Annotated in this window: 11 protein-coding genes; all 11 read right to left on the bottom strand. The window is 28.6% G+C overall.

What is annotated here, in order from left to right; translation table 11 throughout:
• Positions 1 to 700, bottom strand: a 700-nt coding sequence (locus HMPREF3045_RS04010) for a hypothetical protein (protein ID WP_180363004.1), incomplete at its 3' end; no start/stop codon positions are given.
• 194 nt (positions 701 to 894) lie between these two features.
• Positions 895 to 1,701: a TPM domain-containing protein gene (locus HMPREF3045_RS04015; RefSeq protein WP_070737150.1), complete on the bottom strand. Its 807-nt coding sequence runs from the start codon at positions 1,699 to 1,701 to the stop codon at positions 895 to 897.
• A gap of 7 nt (positions 1,702 to 1,708) precedes the next feature.
• On the bottom strand, positions 1,709 to 2,296 hold the full coding sequence (locus HMPREF3045_RS04020) for a LemA family protein (RefSeq protein ID WP_070737151.1): 588 nt from the start codon (positions 2,294 to 2,296) through the stop codon (positions 1,709 to 1,711).
• 27 nt (positions 2,297 to 2,323) lie between these two features.
• Positions 2,324 to 2,824 carry an anaerobic ribonucleoside-triphosphate reductase activating protein gene (gene nrdG, locus HMPREF3045_RS04025; RefSeq protein WP_070737152.1) on the bottom strand — a complete coding sequence of 167 codons (501 nt, stop codon included), beginning with the start codon at positions 2,822 to 2,824 and terminating at the stop codon, positions 2,324 to 2,326.
• Between the two features lie 40 nt (positions 2,825 to 2,864).
• Positions 2,865 to 4,985: an anaerobic ribonucleoside-triphosphate reductase gene (gene nrdD / locus HMPREF3045_RS04030; protein ID WP_070737153.1), complete on the bottom strand. Its 2,121-nt coding sequence runs from the start codon at positions 4,983 to 4,985 to the stop codon at positions 2,865 to 2,867.
• Between the two features lie 244 nt (positions 4,986 to 5,229).
• A complete protein-coding gene (gene clpB, locus HMPREF3045_RS04035) occupies positions 5,230 to 7,809 on the bottom strand; it encodes an ATP-dependent chaperone ClpB (RefSeq protein ID WP_070737154.1) in 2,580 nt (859 codons plus the stop codon).
• Between the two features lie 12 nt (positions 7,810 to 7,821).
• The gene (locus HMPREF3045_RS04040; RefSeq protein ID WP_070737155.1) at positions 7,822 to 8,775 is read right to left on the bottom strand and encodes a DnaJ C-terminal domain-containing protein; all 954 of its coding nucleotides are present in this window, start codon (positions 8,773 to 8,775) and stop codon (positions 7,822 to 7,824) included.
• 165 nt (positions 8,776 to 8,940) lie between these two features.
• Positions 8,941 to 10,470 (bottom strand): InlB B-repeat-containing protein, encoded by a 1,530-nt coding sequence (locus HMPREF3045_RS04045; RefSeq protein WP_070737156.1) that lies wholly within the window; start codon positions 10,468 to 10,470, stop codon positions 8,941 to 8,943.
• A gap of 266 nt (positions 10,471 to 10,736) precedes the next feature.
• Positions 10,737 to 11,240: a hypothetical protein gene (locus HMPREF3045_RS04050; RefSeq protein ID WP_070737157.1), complete on the bottom strand. Its 504-nt coding sequence runs from the start codon at positions 11,238 to 11,240 to the stop codon at positions 10,737 to 10,739.
• Between the two features lie 322 nt (positions 11,241 to 11,562).
• Complete coding sequence (locus HMPREF3045_RS04055) at positions 11,563 to 11,895, bottom strand: hypothetical protein (protein WP_070737158.1); 333 nt, start codon at positions 11,893 to 11,895, stop codon at positions 11,563 to 11,565.
• Positions 11,896 to 11,963: 68 nt separating this feature from the next.
• Positions 11,964 to 12,731 (bottom strand): hypothetical protein, encoded by a 768-nt coding sequence (locus HMPREF3045_RS04060; protein WP_070737159.1) that lies wholly within the window; start codon positions 12,729 to 12,731, stop codon positions 11,964 to 11,966.
• Positions 12,732 to 12,759: the final 28 nt, after the last annotated feature.

A 12,759-nucleotide genomic window follows, 5' to 3' on the forward strand; every position in this document is an offset into this window, starting at 1 on the left:
TTAAATCTAATTTATCGATTTCTTCTTTTGTTTGTGTTTTTAAATTTTCTAATTCTTGATCTTCTTTGAATCCTTCAGGATCTACTACTGATTTTTTAACTTTATCAACTTGTGCTTTATCAAGAGCTTTGTTGAATAAGTTTATAATTTCGTTTATATCTTGACCTTCTTTTAGTTCTGGTAAGCTATATTTTACTTCTAGTATATAACTAGCTAAGTCTTGTGCTTCTATTTGATATTGTTTTGCTTCTTCTTTTGTAGCTGCATTGTCTACTTTTTGTGTAAAATGAGCTTTTTGAAAATCACTTAAATCTGCAGCGTTAATATTTGCCTTTGCTGATTCTTTAGCTTTTTGTAATTCTTCAGCGTCATTTTTATTATTAGTTAGAGTTACAGGTTCTAATTTTTTAACTTTTGCAATATTTGTAGGTTTAATTTCTTCTTTTTTATCCTCTTTTTGTTCTAATATTTTTCCAATATCTTCTTTATCAGCTTTGTTTCCTGTAGCTTCTTTAGTATCATCTTTTTTTAACTCAGCTTGTACATCTTTTTTAATTTGATTGTCAGCTTCATTTTTTATTTCTAACTTACTTGTTTCCAAAGCAGCTTCTTCTGCTTTTGTTAAATTAGGTGCTATAACACCTACTGATAGTGCTAGAGCGATAACTGAACCCATCACTAATTTTTTATTATTTTTCATATTACACTCCTTAAATATTATTTGTATGCCACCATTATATATATATATATATATATAAAGTCAAGTAAAAATATTTAAAGTATAAGAATTTTATTAATAAATAAAATAATTAGATATTTTTAATTTTAAAATTTTAAAATTTTAAAAAATTTGCAAAAAAAATAAGCAAATAGTTTTCTATTTGCTTACTTATTTTATATTCCTCTGCTAGCTCCGCCGCCACCGGATGAGCCTCCTCCACCGGAGAAACCTCCTCCAGAAAATCCTCCAGAACTTCCAGAAAATCCTCCAAAAGATCCTCCTGAAAATCCTCCGAAGCCACCGCCGAAGCCTCCATATCCTCCGTTTCTAAAGCCTCCTCGCCTTGCGAAAAATCTTGAGAATATCATAAAAATTATAAATATTATTATTAATGTTCTTAAATCTATTTCATCGTCTTTATCTTCTCTTAGCCTATTAGCATATTCGTCATAATCGCCAGTCAATTCTACTTGGTATTCTTCTGCAATTTGTGAAACAATTGCATTGAATCCTTCTGTAATTCCTTTGGAAAAATCTCCATCTCTCATATAATCTAGCATATATTCATCAATTATTCTTCCAACCTTACCATCGTTTAATCTTCCCTCTATTCCATAGCCTGTTATAATTGAAATATCTTTTTTATCTTGGCCTTTTCTTTGGGAAATTAAAATCAAAACTCCATTATTTTTTTCTTTATCTCCAATTTTCCATTTATTTAAAAGATCTGTTCCAACTTGCATTGGCTGATCCTCTACATCTTTTAGGGAAACATAAATTACTTGAGCTCCTGTTTTTTGTTCAAGTTCTTTGTTTACTTTTGTAAGATGGTCTTTGGTTTCTTGGTTTATTAAATTGAGTTCGTCATAGTAATAAGTATTTGGCGATTGTGGCAAATCATCTGCAAAAGATTTTTGAGGTAGAAAAAGAAGAATAAAGGCAAATAAAATAGTTACTATTATATTCTTTCTTTTTCTCATAATCTACCTAGCTACCGAAATTTACTTGTGGAACATCTTGAGCTGATGCGTCGGCTTCAAAATATTCTGCCTTATCAAATCCCATCATTTTTGCAAAAATACTTGTAGGAAATGATTTAACTTTTGTATTGTATGCTTTTACTTCTGAGTTATAATTTTTTCTTTCTACTGAAATTCTATTTTCTGTTCCAGCAAGCTCATCCATTAGTTGGGTAAATTGCTTGTCAGCCTTTAAATCTGGATAGGCCTCAGCAACTACATTTATACTTCTAATCGCTTGGGACATTTGTTCATTTGCTTCAGCCAATTCTTTTGGGCCTTTTGCATTTTGTATTCCTGATCTTGCGTTGGTTACTTCTGTTAATGTATCTTTTTCGTGTTTTGAATATCCTTTAACTGTGCTTACAAGATTTGGTATCAAATCTGCTCTTCTTTGAACAACATTTTGAACTTGTGCATAGGATTCGTCAAGTTGTTCTTTTTGTTTTACAAGTCCGTTATATGAAGGTATTAAAACAATTATAGCAAGAGCAATCACTGCAATTATTGCTATAACTATTCCACCTACTCCTTTTCTTTTTTTATTAAGTTCCATTTAATCCTCCTAAATTTTATTTCTATTCTAATTATACCCATCTAGAAGGATTACTTTTTCATTTTTTAAAGATTTTTGTAGGTCAATTGTTCTTTGATTTGATGAGCCTTTAAATTTTAATCTCAAATCTTTTAATTCTTCAATAAAAAGTCCATCGACCAATACATCGCACATAGATAAAAGTTTTTTTGCATTTTCAATATTTACTAAAATTTCATACAAAAATCCCGAAAAAATCCAAATCGACTTGTCTGATTCTTCCCTAATTTTTTTTACAATTTGAATCAAATCTTCTGTCGATTCGAAAGGCTCTCCTCCCAAAATAGTAAGACCTTCTATCTCATCTTTTTTTAAATAGGAAATTATCTCTTGAGTTTGTTCATCTGTCCACAAATTTCCAAAATTTGGATCCATATATTCTTTATTAAAACAATTTTTGCAATTTGCATGACATCCTGTGACAAAAAATGAAGTCCTAATCCCAGGCCCATTTGCCACATCATATTTTCTAATTTGCCCGTATCTCATAAATCCTCCATAAAAAAAGTCTACTAGCGTAGACTTTTTATTATATATGCAATACTCTTGCTTTTATTTCTTTGGTTCTTCCTTCGTTCCAGAAATTTTCTCCCAAATATCCGCAAGTTCTTCTTACGACAGTTAGTTTTGCCCTGTCTTTATTGCCACATTGTGGACAATACCATTCGTTATCATCATTTAAAAGCATTTCTCCATCATAACCGCATTCTGCACAATAATCTGATTTTGTATTAAATTCTGCGTATTGGATATGGTTATAAATATATTCAACGATTGTTCCAAGAGCCTTTAAATTGTTTGCCATATTTGGAATTTCTACATAGGAAATACATCCTCCTGATGATAGGTCTTGAAATTCTGATTCAAAATCAAATTTTTCAAAAGCTGATATATTTTCTCTTACATCAACATGGAAAGAATTTGTATAATAACCCTTGTCGGTTACATCTTTAATATCTCCAAATCTTTTTCTATCAATTGAGGCGAACCTATTTGTAAGATTTTCTGCTGGTGTTCCATAAACTGCAAATTGAAGTCCTGTTTCTTTTATCCATTCTTGTTTTTTCTTATTTAATAAGTCCATTATTTTAAGGGCGAATTCTTTTCCCTCTTTACTTGTATGACTTACTCCTTTTACAAGTTTACATGCTTCATAAATTCCTATATATCCAATAGTAACTGTTGCGTAAGCATTTTTTAAAAGTGGTTCAATTCTTTGATGAGGTTTAAGTCTTGCTATTGCTCCGTGTTGGAAATGAATTGGAGATGAATCACTTGTTACATTTTTTAAATGTTCATATCTTAAAATTCCAACTCTTTTTACAAGATCCATTCTCTTATTTAAAATTTCAAAGAATTTTTCTTCATCATTTTTTGCAAGAATTCCAATTTGTGGGAGATTGATTGTGCAAACTCCTATATTAAATCTGCCGTCAAATTTATAATTTCCATTTTCATCCTTGTATGGTGGCAAAAATGCCCTGCATCCCATTGGAGAAAATACATTTCCTTCGTAATTTTCTCTCATTTTTTTTGCTGAAATGTAATCAGGATACATTCTTTTTGCTGTACATTTTATAGATAATTCTGTTAAGTAGTAATATTTGCTTTCTTTTTTTATATTATTTTCATCCAAAACATAGATTAATTTTGGGAAAGCTGGTGTTACATAAACTCCTGCTTCGTTTTTTATTCCTTGTAATCTTTGTTTTAAGATTTCTTCAATTATTCTTACGGTTTGGTCCAAGTATGGATCGTTTTCGTCTGTGTGCATAAACAAAGTCACAAAAGGTGCTTGGCCGTTTGATGTCATAAGAGTATTTATTTGGTATTGGATAGTTTGAATTCCAGATTCCAAATCTCTTTGAGTTAATTTTTTAGCCATTGCCTTTATCTCATCATCATTTGATAAAATTTCTTTTGCTAACTTATAATTTTTATTATAGGAAACTTCCAAATATTTTGAAAGACATGAAATATTTATTGATTGACCACCATATTGATTTGAGGCGATTTGGGCAATAATTTGAGTCATAACATTACAAGCTACTTGAAAAGATTTGGGCGTTTCAATTGTCTTTCCATTTATAACTGTTCCGTTATCTAACATATCCTTCATATTTACCAAACAGCAATTAAAAATTGGTTGAATCAAATAATCAAGATCGTGAATATGTATTGCTCCATCTTCGTGAGCTTCTACAAGGTCTGCGTCAATTAATTTTCTTTTTGCCAAATCTTTTGACACTTCTCCTGCTATCAAATCTCTTTGGGTTGATGCAATCAATGGATTTTTATTGGAATTTTCATCCATTACATCAATATTTGTTCTTTCAAGTAGACCTATTATATCATCATCTGTTGTATTTGCTTCTCTTTTATAAGCATGGACTGACCTATAAGCTTCGTATGATTTTGCTGTTGCAGGATTTTTTTTGTCGATTAGTTTATAATAAACTTGATCTTCGATTTGATAAATTGAAATTTCTCTTTTATTTTCTGCTCTTTTTTCAATTTCATCTGCTATTTGTTCTGCTTGATTTTCTATATAAACACCATTTGGAGAATTCATAGCTTTTTCTATAGCTATTTTTATTTTTTCTTTGTCAAAATCCACCTTTTGACCATTTCTTTTAACAACTTTAACCATTTTGCACTCCTTTTTTAATACTCTTATAGTATACCATATATAGATATATTAAAACAAGAGCCACAATATCTTGTGTATTTTAGGTTTTTTTGCCTGCATATTTTTTAAAATTTATTGGGCTTTCAAATACTTCGTTGAATAAATATAATTGAAAATTTTATTTAAAAAAATATTTTTTCTGGTAATTTAAACAAAATAAAAAGAGAAAATCTCAAAAAGAAATTTTCTCTTTTTATATTTATTCTTAATTTTTAACTTGATATTCTAATTCATTATTTTTATCTAAATCTATTATGACATGATCGCCTTCCATTACATTTCCTTCAATAATTTTTCTTCCTAGATTTGTTTCAATATTTGCTTGCAAGAATCTTTTAATTGGTCTTGCACCATATTCAACGTCGTAGGATTTATCTAAAATATATTCGTGAGCTTTCTTGCTAAGTTCGATTGTAATTTCACGACTTTCAAGTCTTTTTGAAATATCTGCAATTTGTAAATCAATAATTTTATATATTTGATCTGATGTTAATGGTTTAAACATTACAATATCATCAATTCTATTTAAAAATTCTGGTTTAAAAGAATTTCTTAAAGATGAATCGACAAGTTTTCTGTTTTCTTCATCAATACTTCCATCTTCTTTTAATCCATCAATTAAATATGAAGAACCAATATTTGATGTCATAATTATAATTGTATTTTTAAAATTAACAGTTCTTCCTTGGCTATCTGTAAGTCTTCCGTCATCCAAAACTTGTAGTAAAATATTAAAAACATCAGGATGAGCTTTTTCAATTTCATCAAACAAAATTACTGAATAAGGATTTCGTCTTACAGCTTCTGTCAATTGACCGCCCTCTTCGTAGCCAACATAACCAGGAGCTGCTCCTATTAATCTTGATACAGAATATTTTTCCATATATTCTGACATATCAATCCTAATCATATTTTTTTCGCTATCAAACATAGCCTCTGCAAGTGATTTTGCAAGCTCTGTTTTACCAACTCCCGTTGGTCCAAGGAAAATAAATGAACCGATTGGTTTATTTATATCTTTTAGTCCAGATCTTGCCCTGATAATTGCATCTGATACGCTATCAACGGCTTCATCTTGTCCAATAACTCTTTCGTGCAACTTGTCAGCAAGTCCCAAAATTTTACTTCTTTCACTTTCAACAAGTTTATTTACAGGAATATTTGTCCAATTTGAAACTACATCTGCTATATCTTCATCTGTTACTTCTTCTTTAATAGATGAATTATTTTCTTGGTCTTTTTCTTTTTCCTTTAATTTATTTTCAAGTTCTGTAAGTTTTCCATATTTAAGCTCAGATAATTTTTCAAAATCGTAATTTCTTTCTGCCTTTTCAATTTCTACTTTTACCTTGTCAATTTCTTCTTTTATATCTTTAACAGAATTTATAGAATCTTTTTGGCTTTTCCACTTATTAAAATCAGCTTTGTATCTTTCATTGGCATCTGCTAATTCTTTTTCCAAAGATTCTAATCTTTTCTTACTCTTTTCATCATCTTCTTTTTTTAACGCTGCAATTTCAATTTGCACTTGTAAAATTCTTCTTTTTTCTTCATCCAAATATTCTGGCATTGTATCAATTTCAGTTCTTACAGTTGCGCAAGCCTCATCCATCAAATCTATTGCCTTATCCGGCAAAAATCTATCAGTTATATATCTATTTGATAGCTCAGCTGCTGCAATTACTGCTTGATCTTGGATTCTTATTCCATGATAAATTTCGTATTTATCCTTGATTCCCCTTAAAATTGAAATTGTATCTTCTACACTTGGCTCATCTACCAAAACTTTTTGGAATCTTCTTTCAAGCGCTCCATCTTTTTCAATATTTTCTCTATATTCATTTAAAGTTGTTGCACCAATTACTTTTATCTCTCCACGCGCAAGCATTGGTTTCATTATATTTGAAGCATCCATTGAACCTTCTGTTTTACCAGCTCCAACTATTGTGTGAAGCTCATCGATAAACATAATTATTTGTCCATCAGATTTTTTTACTTCATCAATAACTGATTTCAATCTTTCTTCAAATTGTCCCCTGTATTTTGCACCTGCAACTAAGCTTGCCATATCAAGAGCAAAAATTGTTCTTCCTTGAAGTGGTTCTGGCACATCTTTATTTACAATTCTTTGGGCAAGGCCTTCTACAATTGCAGTTTTACCAACACCAGGTTTACCAATTAAAACCGGATTATTTTTCTTTCTTCTTGAAAGAATTCTTTGGCAATTTCTAATTTCACTATCACGTCCAATAACTGGATCGATTTTTCCTTCTCTTGCTTCTTTTGTCAAATTTCTACCATATTTTTCCAAAGGATTGTTTGTTTCCTCTGGATTATCGTTAGTAATTTTTTGACCTTTTCTGACCTTTTTAAGCTCATTTGAGAAATTTTTAGCGCTTAAACCGATCTCCTTAAAATAATCGCTTAATTCAGTATTTTCATTTAAAATAGTTAAGAAAATGTGTTCTGTTGAGATAAAAGAATCTCCAATTTTCTTTGCACAATCTTCACTTTTTAATAAAACTCTTTGAAAAATTGTATTTGGATAAATATTTGCTGAACCTGATTGGCTTGGCAAATTTTCCATTTTTTCTTCCATCTTGTTAAGTACTTTTTTATACAAGCCCATATTAGACAAAACTTGGCTTACGAAAGAATCTGAATCTTCTATCAAAGCGTAAGCTAGGTGGATGATGCCAACTTCTGGGTTGGCATTTTTGATTGCTAATTGACTTGCTTCATTAATAGCTTCTGTTGATTTTTGAGTAAATTTGTTAAAATCCATAATCATATCCCCCTAATTTATTTCCTTTAATTTTTTATATAGGTCAATTTGATCTTCACTTAAATTTTTTGGATTGTCGATAAGAATTTCTATATAAAGATCTCCAATTTTTCCTTTTAAATCCTTATAGCCCTTACCTTTAATCCTAATTTTGTTTCCAGCTTCAATTTTTTCTGGAATATTTATTTTAAATTTTCCATTTGGAGTGTCGACAGTAATTTTTTCGCCAAAATAGGCAGACCAAGGAGAAATTCTTTCCTTTTTAATAATATCAAGCCCATCAAGCCTGTAAGTTGAATCTTCCTCAATCTCTACTGTCACATAAATATCAGCATTCAAATTATATTTTGAACCATCAATTTTTAATTTTTTGCCACTTGTCATTCCACTTGGAACATTTATATTTATTTCTTTAATAGAATTTGTTTCTTTATCTTTAATTTTTAGCGTTCTAGATACGCCACTCATTGCTTCATCTAGTGATATATTAACCTTGGTTTTAATTTTTGATTTTTTATTTTTGCTAAAACCATTTTTAAAACTTGAACCGAATCCTCCAAAATTTGTTGAAGAAGATCTTGAAGATGCTCTCCCTCCACCAAACAAAGTTTCAAAAAAATCTGAAAATCCAGAGGATCCTCCTGTACTACTTGTGTAGGTATAAGATCCATTTCCAGCTCCAAAATTTGAAAAAATATCTGAAAAACCATACTGAGATGGGTCAAAATTTTGACCTTGACTAAAATTTCCACTTTGTCCAAACATATCGTATTGTTTTCTCTTATTTTCATCAGATAAAACTTCGTAAGCTTCATTTATTTTTGCAAATTTTTTGCTGGCTTCTTTATCATCAGGATGAAGGTCAGGGTGGTATTTTTTTGCAAGCTTTCTATAAGCCTTTTTAATTTCATCAGCATTCGCTTTTTTATCTACACCTAATATTTCGTAATAATCTTGATATTTCATAAAACCTCCATCATTTTCTGACCATCTTTGACCTTAATCTTACTATACTAAGTTTTGATTTGATTTCAAGAATTATAAAAAATATTTTTGTCAATAAAATAAATAAAAAATAAAGGAGATAGAATTTGCATTCTACCTCCAAAAATTTTTGTTATTTTTAAGCAATTATTTATTTGTTTTTTGCTTTTTTCCTATTACAAAAAGTCCTAAACTTGAAATAAGTATTAATATTACACTCACAAATGCAATTGAATTAACTCCTGTTTTTGGAGAATTTTTTGCTTTTGTTTTTGAATTATTGTTTGTATTAATTTTTATTTCATTCTTTTTCCATTGAGCTACAAAAGTATGATCTTTTTCTACTTTATATTTATCTCCTGGTTTATAGTTTGAACCTTTCCAATACAAAAATGTATAACCTTTTTTGCTAGGTGCTTGTGGAAGTGTGATATAATCGCCTTTTTTAATTTTCATAACTTTTGCTTTTGTATCGCCATTCCAATTTCCTCCGTTAGGATCTATTGTAATTGTAAATTCTTCAGTTACAACAGGAGGTATTTTTGCAATCCATTTAGCATAAACTGTCATATCTTTTGTAAGTTTTACTTGGGTAATTTTTTCTTTTAATTCTTTATCCTTATACCAGCTATCAAAAATAAAACCTTCTTTTTTTGGTAAATATTGATTTAGATCAATTATTGTATTTTCTTCTTTTGTTATTGGTTTTATTTCTTCTGCTTTATCAGTATCAAATGTTAAGGTAAAATAATTTACTGGTTTTGGTGGTTGTTCTTTTTTTGTCCACTTAGCATAAACTGATGTATTTTTTTCAATTTTTATTTGACTAGCCTTATTAGCAAGTTCTTCATCTAAATACCAACCGTCAAAAATATATCCTTCTTTTTCTGGTACATATTTTTCTAAATCAACTACTTTTCCTTCTGGACATATAATTGTATCTAGAGCAGAACCTCCATTTGTAATAAAATTCAAAGCAAACATTTTAACAGGTGGTAGTTGAGTTGCTTTCCACTTAGCATAGACTGTCATATCTTCACTAAGTTTTACTTGAGTGATTTTTTCTTTTAATTCTTTATCCTTATACCAGCCATCAAAGATAAAACCGTCTTTTGTAGGTTTATATTGGTCTAGTTCAATTGTGCTATCTTGTGTTTTTGTAACTGAATTAATTGTACTTCCGCCGTTAGTTTCAAATTTTAAAGTTTTAAATTCAGGAGTTACAGTTAATGTTGGCATATCAAATAATGCTTCTTTTTTATTTTCCCTATATCTAATAGCTGAACCAATAGCTCCCAATTTTATTTTTTCTTTTGTCAATCCTTCAAAATCATATCCATCTTTTGGCGAAAAATTAATTTTTAACCTATACTGAATATCTGCTTGTAACTTTCCCTTAACTGGTACAAATTCATCTTTGTCCTTATCGTATACCATAAGCTCATAATTTGTTGGTCTTACGCCATCTGTTTGACAATTAACTTGGATAGAATTTGCATCATTACCTATTGCATAATTGTAAATTGTAAATGAAATTTCAGTTACATGCTTAATTTGTCCATCATTTTTGTCATTTGCAGGCGCTGCTTTTACGCTTGTTGATAATATTGTTGGCAATAACAATACAAAAGCTAATAAAAGACTAAAAAAACGTCCCTTCCAATTAGTTTTTTTCATAAAAAACCTCCTTAAAAAAATTTTTCAATAATACTTATCTAAAAACTCATATTATTTTAGTTGAATAATTAGATATATTATTAAAAATATTTTATCATCTTTTTTCGAAAAAGAAAATAGAAAAATATCATTTTAATTATAAGCTTATTTTAAATTTTTAAAAATAACATAAAAATATTTCTAGATTTTAAAATAAAAATCTTCTTACAAAAAAAAGTACTATTTCTAGATCTTGATAATAATTTAGAATGGTACTTCTTAAATTTTTATTTTGATATTTTTTGTAAAACTATAGATTTATAAGGTCTAAGATTTAAATTTTCTTTTAAATCCATATTTTTATTTTTTGTAGTAGTATTTAATATTGTTAAACCCTCAGAACGATTTCCTATACCACAAATATCTGAGTCATCAGCTAACTGTTTAAAATCATCAAGTTTTAAAATATAAACATCACAACATTGACATTCGCCATCTATTAATACAAATGCAACAACAGGAATCATATCAAATTCTCTTGCAAATGTTCTTAATTTATTTTGGCTATATAAATCAAATACAATTGATGCATCATCTTTTTTAAATCTTCTACTTTTTACTGATATTGCATATCTTAATTTACTATCTAATCTATCAGTTGCTATTATATCTGCACCCTCATGATTTATTATCGCTACCCTATGACCTTTAATATTTCCAAGTAAAAATGCAACTAGAGATTCTCCAAAATCGCCCAACTGCTTTGGTAGTCTTCCATCTTTAACGTTCATCAATTTTCTCCTTTCGCTTATTTATGAATATATATTATCAAAAAAATATATTCAACATATTTCTAATATAGAGAAATTATATTTTTAAAAACAATTGATACTTACAATTGTTTAGCAGATAATTTTAAGATGTTTCTTTTTACTTTTTTATATTTATACACTATATGAAAATTCGAAAAATAAAAAACTCACACTAAATACCACACAACTTATTTAAAACCAAATTTGTTGCATGTATTTTAGAATGAGTTTTTATATTGTTAAAATTATTGAAACCTAATTAATATTTTTAAATCTAAACTAATTTCATCTAAAGATTTAATTATTCTGACTTTTTTATTATCCATTCATCATCTTTATTTTTTCTTTGTGCATAATAACCACACGCCATATCTTTTAAAATGCCTATTGACTTATCTATTTCGTACATTTCTTTTAAAGATATTATTTTAGAATCTTCTATTTCGTGTTCTTTTCCACATAAAAATTGCCACATTCCATCATCAGCGTCATGACTTACATATAAAATAGGATTTTCTTTATCTATTATATGAGAACAAGTAATTACTGCCGTATTTGGATTATCGTAAAATGGAAATTTTTCATCTAATGCTTTGGCTTTTTTATTAAATTTTAACTTATCAAATAATACCATTTTTAATATCTCCATTTTTTATTAATACAAAAATTTCTACAAAATAACTTTACAAACTTAATTATAATCTAATAATCAAAAATTATAACAACTCCATGTTCAAGCGAAAATTCTGCTGCTTGCCACAAAATAGAAAAGGCAAATTTTGCTAAAGATTCAGTATTATAAATTTTCTTTTCACAAACTTTTTCTATTCCTTTTTCTTTGCTATAAATTTTATCAACAGTATAGCCTTCTGTTTTGCTCCATGAAATTATAGTATCCATATCAGCCTTCCATTCAAAAGAATTATATACATTCAATTCATCAAGAAGCAAACGGCTTGTTGCTAAAACACTTTTTTCTGAATTTGGCAAATAATAATCAAACATTATGTCCCTATCAATAGGTAGCCACCAACCATTTCCATCAAATAAGGATAGGCGAAAATCCTTTGTTTGAAGAAATTCTAATACAATAGGATCTTTATAAATATCAATATTTTTTTCCATTGTTTTTGGCAAGTCTTTGTGAGTATATTTTGAAGCAATATAAAGTAATAATGCGTTTAAGGCATCCCAATCTGGTTTGTCTGTATAATAGGGAGTAGTATCGTAATCCTCATTCCATATCGATTTAGAATTTATTTCTAAACCTTTTTCAATAGCTTTTTTCCATTCAAGAACAATTTCTTTAGTTTCTTCTAAAGAAAGCTCTTCGTCATCTTCTCCATTTTCATCTTGAACTCTTATAGTTTCATATTTTAATCCATTATCTTCAGCAAATTGTTGAATAACAGTTTTCCAATTATTCATATAATAACGAATTAAAGTCCCAGCATATACATCAAGTCCCATTGTAAATACTTCCTTTCGAATATATTTT

It is taken from the genome of Anaerococcus sp. HMSC075B03, from assembly GCF_001815585.1.
Classification (GTDB): Bacteria; Bacillota; Clostridia; order Tissierellales; family Peptoniphilaceae; genus Anaerococcus; species Anaerococcus vaginalis.

Excerpts from the sequence above, each read along its gene's own strand:
- HMPREF3045_RS04015 (WP_070737150.1), bottom strand. The coding sequence starts at position 1,701 with ATGAGAAAAAGAAAGAATATAATAGTAACTATTTTATTTGCCTTTATT.
- HMPREF3045_RS04020 (WP_070737151.1), bottom strand. The coding sequence starts at position 2,296 with ATGGAACTTAATAAAAAAAGAAAAGGAGTAGGTGGAATAGTTATAGCA.
- nrdG (WP_070737152.1), bottom strand. The coding sequence starts at position 2,824 with ATGAGATACGGGCAAATTAGAAAATATGATGTGGCAAATGGGCCTGGG.
- nrdD (WP_070737153.1), bottom strand. The coding sequence starts at position 4,985 with ATGGTTAAAGTTGTTAAAAGAAATGGTCAAAAGGTGGATTTTGACAAA.
- clpB (WP_070737154.1), bottom strand. The coding sequence starts at position 7,809 with ATGGATTTTAACAAATTTACTCAAAAATCAACAGAAGCTATTAATGAA.
- HMPREF3045_RS04040 (WP_070737155.1), bottom strand. The coding sequence starts at position 8,775 with ATGAAATATCAAGATTATTACGAAATATTAGGTGTAGATAAAAAAGCG.
- HMPREF3045_RS04045 (WP_070737156.1), bottom strand. The coding sequence starts at position 10,470 with ATGAAAAAAACTAATTGGAAGGGACGTTTTTTTAGTCTTTTATTAGCT.
- HMPREF3045_RS04050 (WP_070737157.1), bottom strand. The coding sequence starts at position 11,240 with ATGAACGTTAAAGATGGAAGACTACCAAAGCAGTTGGGCGATTTTGGA.
- HMPREF3045_RS04055 (WP_070737158.1), bottom strand. The coding sequence starts at position 11,895 with ATGGTATTATTTGATAAGTTAAAATTTAATAAAAAAGCCAAAGCATTA.
- HMPREF3045_RS04060 (WP_070737159.1), bottom strand. The coding sequence starts at position 12,731 with ATGGGACTTGATGTATATGCTGGGACTTTAATTCGTTATTATATGAAT.